This is a genomic window from Chitinophaga eiseniae (assembly GCF_900167135.1).
Lineage (GTDB): Bacteria > Bacteroidota > Bacteroidia > Chitinophagales > Chitinophagaceae > Chitinophaga > Chitinophaga eiseniae.
In genome coordinates, this window is the sequence record NZ_FUWZ01000001.1 from 1819068 (window position 1) to 1837069 (window position 18002).

Annotated in this window: 14 protein-coding genes; 5 read left to right on the forward strand and 9 right to left on the reverse strand. The window is 51.3% G+C overall.

The window, feature by feature from the left end; translation table 11 throughout:
- Positions 1 to 6 precede the first annotated feature (6 nt).
- Both B5D63_RS07580 and B5D63_RS07585 read left to right on the forward strand, forming a co-directional pair.
- On the forward strand, positions 7 to 1506 hold the full coding sequence (locus B5D63_RS07580; RefSeq protein WP_078668109.1) for a RagB/SusD family nutrient uptake outer membrane protein: 1500 nt from the start codon (positions 7 to 9) through the stop codon (positions 1504 to 1506).
- 36 nt (positions 1507 to 1542) lie between these two features.
- Positions 1543 to 2625: an alkaline phosphatase gene (locus tag B5D63_RS07585; protein WP_078668110.1), complete on the forward strand. Its 1083-nt coding sequence runs from the start codon at positions 1543 to 1545 to the stop codon at positions 2623 to 2625.
- 95 nt (positions 2626 to 2720) lie between these two features.
- On the opposite strand, the gene B5D63_RS07590 is transcribed toward B5D63_RS07585, so the two are convergent.
- From B5D63_RS07590 to B5D63_RS07600, 3 genes are all read right to left on the reverse strand, one after another.
- Entirely contained in the window at positions 2721 to 3062 is a 342-nt protein-coding gene (locus tag B5D63_RS07590; RefSeq protein WP_078668111.1) for a HopJ type III effector protein, read from the reverse strand.
- Between the two features lie 28 nt (positions 3063 to 3090).
- Entirely contained in the window at positions 3091 to 6225 is a 3135-nt protein-coding gene (locus B5D63_RS07595; protein WP_143312803.1) for an AsmA family protein, read from the reverse strand.
- Positions 6226 to 6411: 186 nt separating this feature from the next.
- Positions 6412 to 8745 carry a TonB-dependent receptor gene (locus B5D63_RS07600; RefSeq protein ID WP_078668113.1) on the reverse strand — a complete coding sequence of 778 codons (2334 nt, stop codon included), beginning with the start codon at positions 8743 to 8745 and terminating at the stop codon, positions 6412 to 6414.
- Positions 8746 to 8945: 200 nt separating this feature from the next.
- Between B5D63_RS07600 and B5D63_RS07605 the strand changes: the two genes are divergently transcribed.
- Positions 8946 to 10031, forward strand: coding sequence for a sensor histidine kinase (locus tag B5D63_RS07605; RefSeq protein WP_078668114.1), 1086 nt, complete (start codon positions 8946 to 8948; stop codon positions 10029 to 10031).
- Complete coding sequence (locus B5D63_RS07610; RefSeq protein WP_078668115.1) at positions 10028 to 10744, forward strand: LytR/AlgR family response regulator transcription factor; 717 nt, start codon at positions 10028 to 10030, stop codon at positions 10742 to 10744. Before B5D63_RS07605 ends, B5D63_RS07610 begins: the two co-directional genes overlap by 4 nt.
- A 111-nt stretch (positions 10745 to 10855) precedes the next feature.
- On the opposite strand, the gene B5D63_RS07615 is transcribed toward B5D63_RS07610, so the two are convergent.
- On the reverse strand, positions 10856 to 12172 hold the full coding sequence (locus B5D63_RS07615) for a hypothetical protein (RefSeq protein ID WP_078668116.1): 1317 nt from the start codon (positions 12170 to 12172) through the stop codon (positions 10856 to 10858).
- Between the two features lie 13 nt (positions 12173 to 12185).
- Entirely contained in the window at positions 12186 to 13574 is a 1389-nt protein-coding gene (locus B5D63_RS07620; protein WP_078668117.1) for an aminopeptidase P family protein, read from the reverse strand.
- Positions 13575 to 13826: 252 nt separating this feature from the next.
- Here B5D63_RS07620 and B5D63_RS07625 point away from each other — a divergent pair, with 252 nt between their 5' ends.
- Positions 13827 to 14579: an acyl-CoA desaturase gene (locus tag B5D63_RS07625; protein ID WP_078668118.1), complete on the forward strand. Its 753-nt coding sequence runs from the start codon at positions 13827 to 13829 to the stop codon at positions 14577 to 14579.
- Positions 14580 to 14664: 85 nt separating this feature from the next.
- Here B5D63_RS07625 and B5D63_RS07630 read toward each other — a convergent pair whose 3' ends face one another.
- The 4 genes from B5D63_RS07630 to B5D63_RS07645 all read right to left on the reverse strand — a co-directional run bounded on the left by B5D63_RS07630 (position 14665) and on the right by B5D63_RS07645 (position 17913).
- The gene (locus B5D63_RS07630; protein ID WP_078668119.1) at positions 14665 to 15123 is read right to left on the reverse strand and encodes a cold-shock protein; all 459 of its coding nucleotides are present in this window, start codon (positions 15121 to 15123) and stop codon (positions 14665 to 14667) included.
- 91 nt (positions 15124 to 15214) lie between these two features.
- Entirely contained in the window at positions 15215 to 15490 is a 276-nt protein-coding gene (locus tag B5D63_RS07635) for an RNA recognition motif domain-containing protein (protein WP_078668120.1), read from the reverse strand.
- 243 nt (positions 15491 to 15733) lie between these two features.
- Entirely contained in the window at positions 15734 to 17248 is a 1515-nt protein-coding gene (locus B5D63_RS07640) for an aminotransferase class V-fold PLP-dependent enzyme (RefSeq protein ID WP_078668121.1), read from the reverse strand.
- Between the two features lie 2 nt (positions 17249 to 17250).
- Positions 17251 to 17913, reverse strand: a complete 663-nt coding sequence (locus B5D63_RS07645) for a DUF4395 domain-containing protein (RefSeq protein WP_078668122.1) — start codon at positions 17911 to 17913, stop codon at positions 17251 to 17253.
- Positions 17914 to 18002: the final 89 nt, after the last annotated feature.

Genomic DNA, 18002 nt, shown 5'->3' on the forward strand with positions numbered 1-18002 from the left:
GACGTCATGATGATGAAACGAATGGGCATAACGATGCTTTTACTCGCAGCCGGCGCTTTTTCCGGGTGTAATAAATTACTGGAAATAGAACCGCACGGCCGGCAAACCACCGCCACCTTTTTTACCACGCCGGCCACCGCCCGGCAGGGACTGATCGCCGCTTACAAGGCGCTGCAGTCCAACTACCGCACCGGTTACCCGGGTTATGTGAGATGGGTTTTCGGAGATGTATGTTCCGATGATGCGAGGGCTAACGGCGGTGACAACCCGGATATGATCCAGGTGGAATTCTTTACTGCCAACGCCACCAATCCGTTCTATGAAAACGCCTGGTCTACCTTGTACCAGGGTATACACGCGGCTAACATCGTCATTGAAAAAGCGCCCGGTGTGAAAGGTATGGATGACGCCACCAAAAAAGTATATGTGGCGGAAGGCAAATTTCTCCGTGCATATTATTATTTCAACCTGGTACAAATTTTTGGTGGTGTGCCACTGATGGTGAAAGAAACGTTGACCGATTACAATATCCCGAGGAACAGCAAAGAAGAGATATGGCAGCAGATCGAGTCCGACCTGTTGGACGCGGAGCCTGCGCTGCCGGAGAAAAGCGCACAGGAGAAAGCAGATTACGGCCGCGCTACCAAAGGCGCTGCACAGGCTTTGTTGGCCCGCGTGTATCTCATGCAGAATAAATTTGCCGAAACAGAAACATGGACCAAAAAGATCATCGATTCAAAGCAGTATAGCCTGGACCCGGTGTATTACCACAATTTTACCATCGATGGCGAATATGGCGTGGAACCTATCTTTGAAATCAATTTCCAGTACGACGCCCGCTTTTATGATGAAGAAGGCTCCGGTGACGGCGATGGCAGGACCCGCGGACCGTTATCCTACGGCTGGTGCTACGATAACCCTACCCAGGACCTGGTAGATGCCTTCGAGCCCGGCGATCCCCGAAAGAAAGCTACCGTGTATAAAACCGGCGATGTGCTGCCGGATGGTACCATCGGTAATACCGGCACCAGCGCTACCGGTTACCTCTGTACGAAATATCTCATCCTGAAAAATGAAATGCCGGACCAGCCTAAAAGTTCAGGTAAAGACCAGATCGTTTTCCGCTTAGGGCATATCCTCTTGTGGTACGCAGAAGCAGCCAATGAAAACGGACATGGCCAGGAAGCGCTGCAGGCGCTGAACCAGGTACGGGCGCGCGCCAGGGAAGGGAATGCACAGATATTGCCGGATGTGACCACCACGGAAAAAGATAAACTGCGGCAGGCTATCTGGCAGGAGCAAAGGGTAGAATATGCTACGGAAGTATTCCGCTTCTATGACCTGGTACGTACGAAGAGAGCGGCGAAAGTATTGAATGATTTCGCCAAAAAATACAACAGCCTGAAAGGCGCTTCCTTTAAAGAAGGGGTGAACGAAATTTTCCCCATCCCGCAGTCGCAGATCAACCTGAGTCAGGGGGTGCTGACACAAAATCCGGGATTTTAAAAACAGACGTTGTATTTTATACGATAAAAGCATTACATGAAAAGATACGTTATTGCCGCAGCGTTCCTTTTGCCGGTGCTGGCCATATCCTGTAAACAGCCTGCGCCAGCGGAGGAAACAAAGGAAGCATCTCCCCGTAAGATCAAAAATATCATCTTTATGGTAGGCGATGGGATGGGCACCACACAGATTTATGCCGGCCTGACGGCCAACAAAGGCTCGCTGAACCTGGAACGGTTTAAATGCATCGGTTTCTCCCGGACCAACTCCGCCAGCAATTATATGACGGAATCCGCAGCAGGGGCCACGGCTTTTGCTATCGGCCAGAAGACCTACAACGGGGCTATCGGGGTGGACAGTGCGGGCAATCCGCAGCCGACCATCCTGGAAATAGCGAAGCAGCACGGACTGTCTACCGGCATTGTAGTCACCACTGATATCACAGACGCTACGCCCGCCACCTTTGCAGCCCATCAGAAACAGCGGGAAATGCAGGCCGAGATAGCGGCGGATTATATTAAGTCGGACGTAGATGTACTGATCGGCGGCGGCCGCGAACACTTCGATCAGCGGAAAGACGGCCGCAACCTGCTCACGGAGTTCACACAGAAAGGTTACCAGGTAAAGTATACCACCGCTGACGCTGAACAAGTGAAACAAGGGAAACTGGTGGCCCTCATCAAAGAAGAGCGGGTAGCTGTGAGGGGAGATCAGCTGGCACGCACCACCAACGCTGCGCTGCAGCTGCTGCAGCAAAACAAAAAAGGCTTTTTCCTGGTAGTGGAAGGCTCTAAAATAGATGACGGCGGTCATGCCAACGATCTGCAGTTTGTCACCGAAGAAGTGATCGATTTCGATAAAGCCATCAAGGCGGCGCTGGATTATGCAGAGAAAGACGGGGAGACGCTGGTGATCGTTACTGCCGACCACGAAACCGGCGGCCTCACGATCGCTGAAGGCGACCTGAAAACCGGCAAGATCAGCGGTAAATTCTCCACCGACGACCATACCGGGGTCATGGTGCCGGTCTTTGCCTACGGGCCGGGCGCAGAGGCTTTCATGGGTATATACCACAACAATACCATCTTCCGGAAATTTATGGAGGCATTAAAATTCTGAGAAGCTTTTAAGTAAAAATAAAAATCCCCCGGAAAGCAGCTGCTTTCCGGGGGATTTTTTGTTGAATAGAAATGCCTGTCACACATAAAAAACGTTTATTTCCGCGTCAGTGCCGTTCCTTCGAAAGATACGCCAGGCCAGCCATGCGCCATAAACTGACGGATATTCTGATGGTCTTCTCCGGAAGGGTGGTTGAGCACCGATTGATAATGTTCGGCAAACAGGTAAAGGGTATCTTCTTTGGAAAGGCCGTTCAGCTGCGCGAAAGCGAACACTTTGGCGCTTCCCTGGTTTTGGGTGGCTTCGTTATAGGCGCCTCCGTTTTTAAAGGCGGTAGGTTGGTGATGGTACTGACTTTCTATGAATGCAATGACGTCTTTAAAGAGAATGGAATGTTCCTTCAGTTGTCCGATCAGTGTAGTCAATTGTTCTTTCATGCAGAATAGTATTTAAAGGATGTACGTGTTATTCGTCGGTGTCGGGTGTTTCTTCCAGCTGGTCTTTCTCGCTGCCTCTGCGGAGTTTCACTTTAGGATTGCTTTGCGTGCCGGTCACGTTGAAGGGGATGCCCAGGATACCGAACGGTGGCAGGCCCAGGCGGCCTTTCAGGTTTAACCGGCCGTCCATGCCCACCTGTCCTTCAAAGCGGGGACGGAAGCCTGCTACCCGTAGTTTCGTCCGCTCTATGGTGATGATATTATTGTTGATGCTGGATTTGATGTCTACTTTGGAGACGTCCGGGTCCCGGATATCAGATTTGCCGGTGGACTGGCTGACGGCGTTCATCAGTTTAAAGCCTTTGAGCTTGATTTTCTTCACGGACAATACGCCGCCGCCTTTCAGGGAAGGATAGACGGGGCTCATGTTGCCGTCCAGCTTGCCGCTGAGGCGGTAGTCGAGGCCTACGATGCCGCTGGCGCTGGCTGCTGAACTGGCCATGTCCCGGAAGATTTTAATTTCATTATAGGCGCGCCGGATGTCAAATTCCTTTGCGGTGATGTGGTAGTCGAAAGTAGCCCGCCGGGGCTGTGTAGCGGCATAGGTAGCGTCCATTTCCACCGGCGCACCGATGATGTTGAACCCGGTCTTGTTGAGCGCCACTTTACCGCTGTCGAGTACTACCTGTCCGTGGAAACTGTCGATGTTCATGCCTTTGAAGCGGATCCTGTCCGCTGCTGCGTTCAGCGTCAGTGCCAGGTTGGAAGGCAGCATGATAACACCGGAAGGACCGGTGGTTTTGGTTGTTGCAGTGGTGGTGGTAACAGGACTGGCATTTGCCATCAGTTCATCTACAAGCAGGTAATTACTGTTAAAATCGAAGGTGCCGCGCAGCGTTTGATTTTTCTGGGTGAGATAACCAATGACGTTGCTTAGGAAGCCGTTCATGGTGAGCTTCGATTTACCATACGTGGCGATGAAAGTATCAAACCACATTTTATCCTGGTCAAACCGGAAGATACCATTGCTGATGTAAAAGGGGAGCGGGAACATGTCCGAGTGAAGCACCACATCCTTCACCGTCATGGTGCCGCGGTTGTTTAGTTTGGCGTAGCGGCCGGCCATGGCGTCTGCCTGGGTGCCGCTGAGCGCCAGGTTGGTTTTGATGAAACCTTTCACATCATAGCCCTGTATGGCGAATACTTTATAGATAGCGCCCAGGTCGATGGTACCGTTGGAAGTGATATTGTATCGCAGGTTATCGAAATTGCCGACGTCGGCTTTCAGCAGGAAAGGTTGTCCTTCGAATTCAAAAGCGATCGGTTTCACGTTGACGTTCAGGGAGCGGAGGGTGCCGGTGGTATTGGTGATGGTGGCGTCTACATTGATCTTCTGAATAGGCTGCGGGTAATATTTTGTCTGCAGGGCGCCGTTATCCATGGTCAGCTTCGCGGTGGTGACAGGAAACAGCCGCTTGGCGGGCACATAGCTGCCTTTGGTGTTGATGTCCACATGCAGGGCGCCGGTGACGTCCAGGCTGTCCATCGGGTAGAACTGTTTGATGTCGCCCAGCTGCAGCACGGAGGCCAGTTGCGCGTCTATGACAGGCGCCTGAGCGTTGCTGAAACGAAGGTACCCTTTGATATAGTTGCTGAGCAGGTTGGCATTGAGGTTGTCGATATTAAAATGGGTATTGGCCAGGTTGTTGTCCGGGCAATTCGCCGTCACCCCGAAGCTGATATTTTTAAGGCCTTCCGGTAGCGCGGCCAGTTTAAAATAACCGTTGCGGAAGCTGGCCTTGAGGTCAAAGGCGGGGATGCTGCTGATGACAGTATCCGGCTGCTGTTTGGGGCTCCGGTCCACAATGCGGGTAGCATAGGGGCCATCGGCCAGCAAGTGCGCTTCCAGACGGCCTTTCAGGTCAAAGGATTGCCAGCCCATGGCTTTGCTCCATTTCTCCAGGTCGATGTCTGTGTTTAATTTGACATGAATATCCGGTGTTTTCAGCCCTTTTACCCGTATCACGGAACTGAAATAATCTTTATCGATGTTAAAGAAGATGGAGTCTACATTCAGGTATAGACTGTCCGTATTCAGCCCGGCGAGCCTGGACTGAAAATTCAGGAACAGGTTTTTCACCGGTGCAGGCGCCTTCGGATTGGAGATCACACCATCACGTACCTGCATGTTAAAAGTAAGGTTGGGCATAGTGTGGGTTTCAGCGATGTACTCGCCGATTAAGCTGGCGTTAACGTCTGCGGTGCCGTCTATATTGGTATGCTGCATCCAGGTCAGATATTCGGGAGGCAGCGCACCGAAGATAGCGTGCAGGCTGGATTCTATGGAACTAAGACGGAAGTCCATCTTGTAGCCGTTTTTCAGGAAGGCGAAAGCGCCTTTCAGCCGTACCGGCAGTTCATTTATTTTAAGGTCGTTCTTTTCGAAAATAAAATCAAGGGAATGGGTGTTGATTTTTGTGATCAACTCCCCGTTCAGTTTTTTAGACAGGATGTAGGACGTATTACCATAGTTAAAGTCGAGAGAACCGATATTGATCCTGGAATAAAGATCGAAGACTGCTTTGGAAAGATCTCCCTTACCCAGGTAGTTCACGTCCCTGGCCTGCACGTACATGGGGAGCGACTGATCATCGTAGATAAGGTGACAGTGGTCTATCTGTATCCTTTCTATCTTCATGGACGCGCTGCCGCTGTCTGGCTTGCTGGCGGTGCTGGCGGGCGCGCTTTTATACACGTTGTAGTTGGGATGCCCGGAGGAATCTACCATGATATGGATCTTCCCGTTGGTCAGAAATATTTCATCGATGGTGATGGCATCGGACAACACACTTTTCAGGTTCACCCCCAGGGCAACTTCCTTGCCGGCTACCAGCGTGTCTTGTTGGAAAGGCGCTCCGCCTTTCAGGCTAACATCATATAACGTCAGTGTCAGGGAAGGGAAGTGGTTAAAGAAAGACAGCCGCGCCCGGGAGAAATTGAGCTCGCCGGTAATACTGTTGTTTGCCCAGGTTTTGATTTTGCTGGATACCGCATCGGGGAAAAGGAGGGGTAGTAAAAACAACAGCGCAAGAATGGCTGCTATAGATATGGATACAATTTTTAATGTTTTTAATGCGACTTTTTTAATGAAGGCATTACGCATAGCAATCCGGGTATATATTAAATCTTTGCCCTTGTATGGGATGCATACGGCAGGCAATTTTTATTGTGGTTACGGGGACGAAGGTAGGCAGAAAAATCGAAGACCCGCGCACAGCGCAGGTCTTCTTTTTATAGGGATGTTAGTATGTTCCGCCGGCAGAAAATCGGGTCATTGATGACAGCAGTGTTACTTCTCTTCCGGCATTCTGTCGGTCTGGCTTTTCTTACGGTTAAACCGGTACACGACATTCCCGGTATAGATCACCCCTTCCCGCTGGCTGCGGGTAGAAAGGGAATATGCCGGCACGTCCATTTCCTGCAGCAGGATATTTGAATTGAAGATGTTGTTGACGCTGAAGGAAAGCGACATCCGGTCGCCGAAAAAGTCTTTGGAGAAGCCAATGTTGGCGCGGTATTGTTCTGCCGTAGTTACCTGTACTTCCTGCCGTCTGCCGCGGTAGGTGAAGCTGCCGTCGATGTTCACGATTTTTGGGAACCGCATACCGGAGCGGATGGTGGTAAACCAGGTAGTGTTGTCGGCGGAATAGGTTTTGCCGGCATATTCCCCGCGCTGGGAATAGGAGTACCAGTTGATATCCCAGGAGAGGCGCCACCAGCCGTACGGACTATAAGTGGTGGTCATGTCCAGCCCGTAGCGCTTTTCATTGCCCATGTTGGCCCATGTCCGCACAAAAGTGCCGTCGGGTTGCGGTTCAATCACCGCATCAAAATAATTGGTGGTGTACTGGTAATAGATACCGGGGTTCACGGTTAGCAGCCCGGTTTTTTTCAGCAGTGCCAGTTCCGCCACATTGGTATACATCGGGTCCATATTGGGGTTACCGCGTTGGAGGAACCGCTGGTCGGACAAGCCTGAGAATGTGTTCAGCTGCCAGAACTTGGGCCGGTTGATCCGGCGGCTGTAGCTGGCCTGCAGGCTCCAGTCGTGCGGGAAGCTGTACTGCAAATGCAGGGTGGGGAACAGGTTGATGTACTGTTTACTTTTGTTGAGCGTTTGTTCCCGGTCGCTGATATGGATGCTGGACAGTTCCGTACGCAGGCCCAGCTGCGCGTCCAGCTGCTGCCACTTTCTTGCATATTGCGTATAGGCGGCATAGATATCTTCATCATAAAAAAGTTTGTTGTTGTTGCCATCCAGTAATTTCCCGTTCTGCGAAGCGGAGTATTCGCTGCGGATAGCGCGCCACTGGCTGCGGATGCCCATTTCCAGTTGACCGTTTTTAAACGGTGTTTTATAATCGCTTTGCAGGTAGATGTCTTTGCTGCTTTCGATATCCCGGGTGATGATATTCAACGGGCCAGGCTGTCCGCCGGATTGCCGGATGTCCTGGTTTTCGTCGTCATGCCAGAAATCATACTGCACATAGGTGGTCCATTTTCTGCCGGGTTGTTTAAAGGTCCGGGCGTAGTTCAGTTCCAGTTCGTTGAATATCTGCGGCTCACGGTAAGCCTCCTGCCGGCTGATGGTACTGTCGGCCGAGCCATGCGCATTAAAATAGTTATAAAGGAAGTCGTTTGTGTCGTTGTTGTTCCGTTTGGTGCGGAAGTAGCTGGCGGTAAGCGTGTTTTGTTCGTTGAGGTAAAAATCAGTCCCCAGGTAGAGATTGACGCTGTTGGAGTTTAAGTCGGAGCGGTTATGCTGCCGCAGCAGGTTGTATGGGTTTTTGTTGACGCGCGCCAGGTCTTCCAGCAGTAGTAATGTCTGATCGCGTATACCGATATTGGTGAACAGGTTGACGCGTTGTGTTTTGTAGCTGGCGTTGAGGTTGGCGGTGTTGTTTCTCGGACTGGCGAGGCCGGCCTGTAAAGCCGCGTTAAATCCCAGCGCGGCATTTTTTTTCAGGATGATATTGATGATACCTGCGCTGCCCTGTGCTTCATAGGCGGAGGAGGGGTTGGTGATCACTTCTATCTTTTCGATGTTCCCTGCGGGGATCTGTGCCAGGCCGTTGTTCTGTGTTTGCATGGACGGCTTCCCGTTAATCAGTATCCGCACGTTTGGATTGTCACGCAGCGATACATTGCCCTGTATGTCTACATTCACGGCGGGCACGTTGTTCAGGATATCGGTAGCGTTGCCGCCTTTGGAGAGGATGTCTTTTCCCACGTTGAACACTTTTTTATCTGTTTTTAGTTCGATGGTGGATTTTTCGCCTTGTACCTGTACGGTGGCGAGTTGTTTGACGTCGTCTGTCAGGGCGATGTTTCCAAGGTCGGTATCTTGTTGCAGGACAACTGTTCGGGAGTGGGCCGCGAAATTAAAAGCCCACGTACGGAGCGTATAGCTGCCAGCAGGAAGGTTTAGTTGAAAGCTGCCGTCGGGGCCGGCCGCAGCGGGGAACTTTTTAGTGGAGTCGGTCTGTGACTGTAACCATACGGCAGCGCCGATGATGGCTTCTTTAGTGCTGGCAGACGTGATCTTTCCTTTCAAATTATAAGATTGGCTGAAGGCCGGTACGGCTATGCCGAGGCAACATAAAATCAGGAATAATGGCTTCATTTCAGGAGTGTTTTGGCAAATGTGAAACAATCCGGAAGGTCATTTTCGGGGGATCGATCAACAACAGGTTGCGGGATACAGACAGTGGATAATGGGGCTAAAAGGGTGTTCGGCTGCGGAAACCCTGTTTTCATACGCGTAGCGGCCAGATTCGTCGACGGTACCGTTAAGGTGACCTAAAGTTTGGTACTTTTACGATCATGCCTTTAATTGAAAGAATCATATTATTTACCGGCAAACACCGGCTCCTGGCACACTGCCTGTATTGGCTGGGGGTGTGCTCCTTGTCTGCTATACGGTATGCCGCCAGGTATCCCAACCCGTCCACCCCGGAGCCGTTCAATAATTTGCTGTTTGTCGGGTTGTTCGAGCTGGGAAGTACCGCCCCCATCACCTATTTTTTAGCCTATTGGGTACTGCCGCAGTTGTTGACGGCAAAAAACTATTTCCGCACGGTGGTCGTATCACTGGTAGTGCTGTACCTGATATCGGCGCTGACGCGGCTGAGCGTGGTGTACGTGCTGGAACCGCTTATCCGCCTCAAGCCTTTTGAACAGGAATCTGTGCGGGTCATTTTTACAGATATAGGCGCTCTGTTTTTTAATTACTTTTTCCAGGCGTTTACCTACGCTTCGGTCTTCATTTTCATCAAACTGCTGAAAGATCAGTATGTGGTGAGTAAGCGGGCCATGGAGCTGGAAAAACAAAAAACGGACATCGAGCTGAGTGCCCTGAAAGCACAGCTCAATCCCCATTTTTTGTTCAATACCCTGAATAATATTTACTCCCTGTCCATCATGCAGTCGGCGCAGACATCACCTTCCATCGCCCGCCTGTCGGCCATACTGGACACGCTGCTGTACCGTTCCGATAAAATGTTTGTGCCGGTATCACAGGAGATATCCCTGCTGCAGAACTATATCGAGTTGGAAAAGCTCCGTTATGACGACCGGCTGGTTATTTCTTTTGAGCAGCGGGTGGAACGGGATGTGGAGATAGCGCCCCTGATATTGTTGTCGCTCGTGGAGAATGCTTTCAAGCATGGGGCGGGGGAGGATGCGGGTTCCCCGGAGATAAGGATTGTGCTGACACAACAGGATGACCTGCTGATTTTCTCTATCAGTAATACTTTTGAGCAGAAGGTGGACCAGCAGCTGGGGATTGGGCTGGAAAATATCCGTAAGCAGCTGGCGTTACTTTACCCGGAATCCCATACATTTGAAACGAGTGTAGCGCAGCGCATATTTACAGCGAAGCTGGAGCTGCGTTTAAATCGACAGGTGTGAAAATAAAATGCCTTATTACAGACGATGAACCGCTGGCAATAGCATTATTGCAGAACCATATCAGCCAGCTCAGCACACTGGAAATAGTGGGCACCTGCTCCAATGCGCTGCAGGCGGCGCAGGAGCTGCGCACCAAACAGGTAGACCTGCTTTTCCTGGATATAAAGATGCCGCAGATTACGGGCATCGAATTCCTGAAAACTTTACGGCAGCCGCCTGCCGTCATCTTTACCACCGCCTACCGGGAATATGCCCTCGAAGGCTATGAACTGGACGTGGTGGATTACCTGCTGAAACCGATCACCTTCGAACGCTTCTTTAAAGCGGTGGAACGGTACTACTCCCGTTTTTCTCCCCGGGAAACGACGGCTGTTACTGCACGCCTGGCGCCGCAGGAAGAATACATCTTCCTGAAAACCGGTAACAAGTTCAATAAAATACTAACGGATGACATCCTCTATATAGAAAGCGTGAAAGACTACGTGGTGGTGCACCGTGCGGACGGGACCACTTTTATGGCGAAATACAAGATCGGCGATATGGAGGAAGAGGTCCGTGACAAACGTTTTTTACGCATCCACCGTTCGTTTATCGTCAACCTCTCGCGGGTGACGGCTTTTACATTGCAGGACGTGGAAGTGGGGCGGCAGGAACTGCCGATCGGGAATAGTTACCGGGAGTTTGTTTTCAAAGTGCTTAAAGAAGGATTATGAGAAGGGGGGCCGGAGCCCCCCTGTTATATTTTAAAGGCTAGTAGTTTAATGGCAACGACGCAGGCCCGGATTCCTCCAAGTGAATGGCGGCCGTATCCACCCCGTTTTACATTATTTACCGGCACCGGCTTTCATCAGGTCGGCAGGTGTAATCTGGTTGCTCAGCAGATAACCGAAAGCGTCCCATCGTTTCTCCGGCTGACCTGCAGCGGTTTTGGCATCAATATAGTTTTTGATCAGGTCCTGGCCATAGTTGTAATTGATGACATAGCTACGGTTCTTACGGATGAACTGTAATCCTTTTTCGGCTGCTTCGCCGTTGAGCAGCGTATAATTCAGCAGCCACTGCACAGCGGTGGAATCAGACATAGTGCCGTTCAGCATCCCCCTGGCCACTTCATTGCGGGCGTAATTGAGCCTGCCTTTGATGTCCAGCGCATGGAAATAGGCCGTGATACCGGTGGTGTCCAGGCCAGCCAGCGGCAGCAGTACGTCTCTGGTGAAGGTGGTTTTCTCTTCTCCCGGGAAAGCCAGCTCAATGCCGTAATTGGCGCTGCCTTCCGCAATGAGTGACTGCGGACTGAAGAGGGGATATAGGGAGATTTCGGTCCAGCCTCTATCGTGATACAGGTTTTTTTCGAGCAGCATGTTGTACACATGATGTCCGGGATACCCTTCATGGCAGCCGAGATCGATAGCCTTTTCGATAAATATCTTCAGGTCGGCGCTCACCTGGATGAGGCTCTGATAGTGTCCTTTGTACCAGTTGTAGCCCATCCATGGTTTGCCGCTGACATATTCCAGCGTGAAGTTTTCCGTGGGGGGCAGGTCGTAATGCTGCAGTGTGCGTTTACGGGCTTCTGCAATGGCTGTTTTAAAAACGGTGTCCAGTTTTTCCTTAGGGATCACGAAGCGGTTGGCCAGCAGCTGGAAGCGGGCTGCTACCGGACCTTTACCGGGGAGCAGGCTGTCCAGTTCCGCTATCAGCGACTGGTAATGTGTTTCGGGATACACAGGCGCCACGGCGCCGAACAGTTCTTTGGACTCTTCATCAAATGGTTTGTATTCGCCGGAGAATATCCGGATGCGGCGGCCGAAAGCGGTGAGCTGTTGCGTGATCCAGTTGGCACGGATGCGGAGCGTATCGTTGGCTGCTGCGCCGGCAACTTCCTGCAATGCTTTTTTCAGTGCATCCACTTCCGCGAGAAAGCTGTCTTTCGGAAACACTTCCTGTTTGGAAGCGGGCTTCAGGGAATCCGGCCCGTAATAGGCGTCTACAAAATCAGGGTCATACTGACCGATATTCAGCCCGAGGCGTACGTACTGCACCGCGAGCCGGTCCAGCTGTTGTTGCCCGTTTTCCTTTGCGGGATGGGTATTACAGGCAAATAGCCATAGAAGCGGCAACAGCCGCAGGGTTTTTTTCATGCAGAAAAAATATTTATGATGCGATCAGGTCTTCGATTTCGGTGGCTGTTGTGGCGAACGGGCGTCCGAGGATACGGCTGCCGCCGGCGGTGATCAGGAAGTCATCTTCGATGCGTACGCCGCCGAAGTTATCATAGGCGGTCAGCTTATCGTAGTTGATAAACGCCGGATGTTTCCCTTCCGCCTTCCAGGCTGCATTGAGCAACGGATTGAAGTAGATGCCCGGTTCTATCGTCAGTACAAAACCCTCTTCCAGTTCACGTCCCAGCCGGAGTGATTTCAGGCCGAAGTCGGTGCTTTTCTTCAGGTTGTCTGTATAGCCGACATATTGTTCACCCAGGTTTTCCATATCGTGAACGTCCATGCCGAGCATATGCCCGAGGCCGCAGGGGAAGAACAGCGCATGTGCGCCTGCTGCCACGGCTTCTTTGGCATCGCCTTTCATGATGCCGAGGGAGATGAGCCCGGCGGCGAGTTGTTCACAGGCCAGCAGGTGTACGTCTTTATACCGGATGCCTGGTTTTACAGCATCGGCGGCGGCTTTGTAGGCATTGTAAACGATATCGTAAATTTCGCGTTGTGCGGTACTGAATTTTTTACTGACGGGATGGGTACGGGTGAGGTCTCCTGCATAACGCATCGCGTTTTCCGCGCCGCAGTCACAGAGGACGAGTTGCCCTTCCCGGAAATCGGTCTTATGGGGATGGTTATGCAGAAACTGCCCGTTGGCCGTAAGGATAACGGGGAAGGACGTATTACCGCCGGCGGCGATGGCCACCGCCTGCAGGCGACCGGCGATCTCCGTTTCCGTTACGCCGGCGGCCGCCAGCTCCATGGCTTTGAGCTGCATATCGATGGTGGTGTTGACGGCGGTCTCTATTTGCGCTATTTCCTCGGTGGATTTAATGGCCCTTTGGCGGATGACCGCTTTGATGAGGGCTACGGATACCCCCTGCGCTACTGCCGCGACGGGCGTATCCAGCCAGGCGGCCAGCTTCAGCGTATGTTCAGGCCGGTAAGGCGGCAGGTAGTGGACCGGACGTTGCTGCTGTACTGCCTGCGACAGGAAGTTACCCAGCTGCGATAATGGCCTTACGTCTGTAAGTCCCGCCCGGGCAGCATCGGCGGCCAGCGTGTCTACCGGTCCTGTCCACATGATCTCTTCCACGGTGGCTTCATTGCCGAATAATATCTCCCGGTTGTTATCAATGTCCAGTACAAACGTCAGTCCGGGCCTGTCTATCCCGATAAAATACAGGAAGGTGCTGTCCTGCCGGAAAGGATAGATGTTATCCCGGTAGTTCATACCGCTGTCTTCGTTGCCGGGCAGTAAAATGATACCGCTGCCCATATCGGCCTGCAGCCTGTTTCTTCTGTTGGTATAAGTCTCCTTTGCAAACACGTATTGAGGATTTAATAATTAGCAGATTTATTCCTGTTAAAAATAAACAACAAACGCGGATAATACGTCAGCGGGTTAAAATGAGCGAACAGGAGGTTAAGAATTGTAAAAGTATTGCCACCGCCACCATTTACCATTTTGTTAACAACAAAAGAGTTACATTTATATCCTTACTCATCGGATAGCGTTTTTATCTTTTCATTTATTCTACTGGCGTATTTGAGATTTATTCCCGCTTCACAAATTTCAAATATGGTTATCTTTATTTTTTTCGCCGCCATCTGGTATCTTTCATTGTTTTCACAGACTTTTTTTCAGCACAGATATGCCGCTCATGGTGCATTTGCCATGAGTAAAGGCTGGGAGCGCTTTTTCTTTATTTTCACTTATCTTACGCAAGGGTCTTCTTATATGAGTCCCCGCGCATATGCTGTGATGCACAGGTTGCATCATGCGCATACCGACACTGAGTTGGACCCGCATTCGCCTTCAAACTCTTCAAACATCTTTGCGATGATGTGGGACACGAGGACGGCATATCAGCAGATTCTGCATAACAAGGTTGACGTGGAGACAAAATACACCAAAAACCTGCCGGAATGGGGCTGGTTTGACCGGTTTGCCAACAGCACGCTTTCCCGGTTGTTATGGGTAGCGGTATATGTAGCGTTTTTCATTGTGTTTGCCACCAATCCGTATCAATACCTGTTACTGCCGATAGTGGTGACAATGGGCGCATTTCATGGTGCCATCGTCAATTGGTTTGCCCATAAATATGGTTACATCAATTTCAGGTTGCGCAATACAGCCATGAACTTGTTGTTCGTGGATGTGTTGATGCTGGGGGAATCTTACCATAACAACCACCATAAGCACCCTTCTTCAGTGAATTTCGGGCAGCGTTGGTTTGAGATAGATCCGGTGTATCATGTAATCCGGCTGCTTTCTTATATCAAAATTATCCGCCTGGGACATCGTCCTGAGGAACAACCTGTCCTGTCATAAATAAGCACAAGGCAGCCGGCTGACACATCCAATGTGTCAGCCGGCTGTTGATAGTTTCAGGAGTATTTCAATAAATGCAGATGGTTCAGAGGGCGTTTTTGGCGCCGGAACCTACCTTTTTCACATCTACCGCATTGTAGCCTTTTGTGCCTCTTTCGCGCGTAAAAGACACTTTGTCCCGCTCTTTGATGGGCTCTGACACCTGGTTAATGTGAAAGAATATGCTTTCTTTGGATTTGTCGTCTGTGATGAATCCAAATCCTTTAGAGGTATTGAAGAAATTAACTATTCCAGTTCTGATGGGATCTTCCGGGGGACGGGGCGTGGCGCCGATCTGGATATCTTTCGAATCTATTTCTGCTTTTCTGTTTTCTCTGGGAGGGGAGTCGCTGATGTTTCCATTTTCATCCACATAAGCCAACATATCTTCCAGGCTTTTGCCTTTATTGTTGTTCAGCTTCCGCTCTCTCATTTTTTGAGCTTTGTCTTCTTTCGCTTTCGCTTTTTTGTTTCTGTTTTCTTTTTTGGAAAAAGAATCCGCCATAGTTTACTGGTTTTGGTTAAATCGCATGATTGCGTAATTATTCCTGTGATGCCCCGGAAAATGCCCTTCTAAAGAGCGTGTTACCGGCGACTTAATATCTCGACCGGGAGGAACGTTCTCTTTCTGCTCTGGGCCTTGCCTCATTAACAACGATCGTCTGTGCGTTGACAGAAGCGCTGTTCAGCTCACGGATAGCGTGTTCTGCCTCGCTGTCAACCGGCATCTCTACAAAGGCAAAACCTTTGGAGCGGCCGCTATAATTATCGATAATTACTTTAGCACTCCGCACGAGGCCAAACGGGGTAAACAAGGCAGTTAACTGTTGATCTGTTGTCTGGTTACTTAAATTGCCAACAAAAATGTTCATAAGATTAAAACTTTAAAAGGTAAGAAATGCGGCAGCTGGAAAAGCGAAGACTGAGGAAGAAAAGAAAGTAATCCAGACTAAGTCAGAAGAAGCCGAGGCAGGAGCCTGTGTAATTTGAATATGTGTAATTTGAATAAAGGTAGGTCTTTAAATCAACAAATCCGGGATTATTTTGAAATTCAATGTTCCCCGGGGAGGGTGGCCCCATATGGCGGCTGTCTCAGCGAATGCTTTATTTTTGTTTTACGGGAGATGCCAGCCGTCTACGTTAAACCAGCTGTCCACCGGTGTTGTGTTTGCCGCCCCCTGAAAACGGAAGTCATTGGTACGGGCGTCATACACATAATCGCGGCCCCATGTCCTTGCCTGCAAAACCGTAGCCTCAATAGCATCCAGTATGTAATGCACTTCCCGGTCGGTCATCGTGGGGTGGACAGACAACCGCACCCACCCGGGCTTGCAGGACATGTCGCCTGACAGGATAGACTGCCGGATAGCATGTGAGCGCTCCTTGTCCACGTTCAGCAGCAGATGGCCATAGGTGCCGGCGCAGGAACAGCCGCCGCGCAGCTGGATGCCGAACCGGTCGTTCAGCAGGCGAACAACCAGGTGGTAATGTACGCCCGGCACGATAAAAGACACCACCCCCAATCGCTGCACCGCCTGCGGCTCCAGTACCTGCAACTGCGGTATCCGCGCCAGCCGCGGCAGTATAACCGATAACAGCGCCTCCTCCCGCTGCCGGATGTTATCGACCTGCATCGCTTCTTTCAGCCGTATGCACATCGCCGCCTTGATGCCCTGCAGAAAAGGCGGTGTGCCGCCATCTTCCCGTTGTGCAATATCGGCGGTATAGTCGTATTCCCCCCACGGATTGGTATAGTCTACCGTGCCGCCGCCGGGCTCGTCCGGCGCGGCATGGCAGTAAAGCTTTTGGTGAAAGAGCAGCACGCCCGGCGTTCCGGGGCCGCCCAATAACTTATGCGGCGAGAAATAAATGGCGTCGAGGGCTGCGCCGGGTTCATCGGGGTGCATATCGATATCGCAATAGGGCGCCGCACAGGCAAAATCCACAAAACACCAGCCATTGTACCGGTGGACCAGTTTTGCCATGTCGTGGTACGGCGTACGGATGCCGGTCACGTTAGACGCGGCGGTCACCGCCGCTATCTTGACAGTCCGCTGCTTATACTGTTCGAGTAAAGCATGGAAGTGCCGGAGGTCCACCTGGCCGTTGGCGTCCCGTGCAATGATTTCCACGGTGGCCATGGTCTCCAGCCAGCTGATATGATGGCTGTGATGCTCCATGTGGGTAACAAATACCACCGGTCTCCCGGCTTCTTCCCGGTAGGTGCTGTGCAGGCAGGTTGCCGCCCTGCCGGGTATGCGCAGCCCCAGCAGCCTTTGCAGTTTGTTGACGGCGCCGGTCATGCCGCTGCCGCAGAAAAGCAGTACGTCTTCCTCCGCTGCATTGACATGTGCTTTGATAATACCTTTGGCCGTTTCGTACGCTTCAGACATATATGTGCCGGTGACGGTGGTATGGGTGTGGGTGTTACCCACGAACGGCAATACCTGCTGCCGGATAGTATCTTCAATAGGGCCGTAGGCACGCCCGCTGGCGGTCCAGTCGGCATAGATGATCCGTTTTCTTCCGAATGGGGAAAGGAAAGACTGCCGGTAGCCGATGATATGACGGCGGTACGTAGCGAAATAGTCTTCCAGTCCGCTGTTGCAGGGCATCGTATAAGACGGCATGACTATTTGGTTTTGGCAGGTGCAAGTGATTTAAACATGGCGTGTGGCGCCTTTGCAAAATGCTCCTGCAGGAAAAAAGATCCTGCAATGGGCAGCGCGATGAACAACGCCAGCACGGCCAGCTGTCCGGCAGATACTTTCTGGATGGCCTGCCTGTTCTGAGGTTCACATACTTCTCCCGGACAGTGCTGCACGGTTTTCTTAAAGAAAAGCGGGTACGCCAGGCAGCCCAGGCAGATGCCAAAAGCGGCTTCAAAGAAGAGAAAACAAAGACAGATAAAACAAACGGCAGCGGTGATGGGACTGTAGGCGTTAACGATCACAAAGAGATAAAACATAGTGGCGGACAGCACGATGCCGATGCTCCAGGCAAACCGTTTCTGGGGCGCGCCTACATATTCCGGCACCTGCCTGCGTACGATCAGCCGCCCCAGGACCAGGGTGGGAGAGAACCGGGGATGGATGAACACCCGTATCAGCAGGTCAAGCAGGAAAAGAGAGATGACATATTTCAGCATCACGAAATTGCCGTCGAAAACAATAAACATCAGCGAGGTATAGGTGGCGAGGAAGAGTATCCCGGCAGCGGCCCTGATCTCCCGTTCGTTCAATACCGGGATATCGTAACCATCCACTTTTTCGCCGAATGATATAAACTTGTTCATGTTTGTTAAGGTTGAAAGTAAACGTTGGATATTTGGATTGCCGGCGATGTAAAAGTAGCTGCCAGAAAGGGTTACCGGTGCGCCGTGTC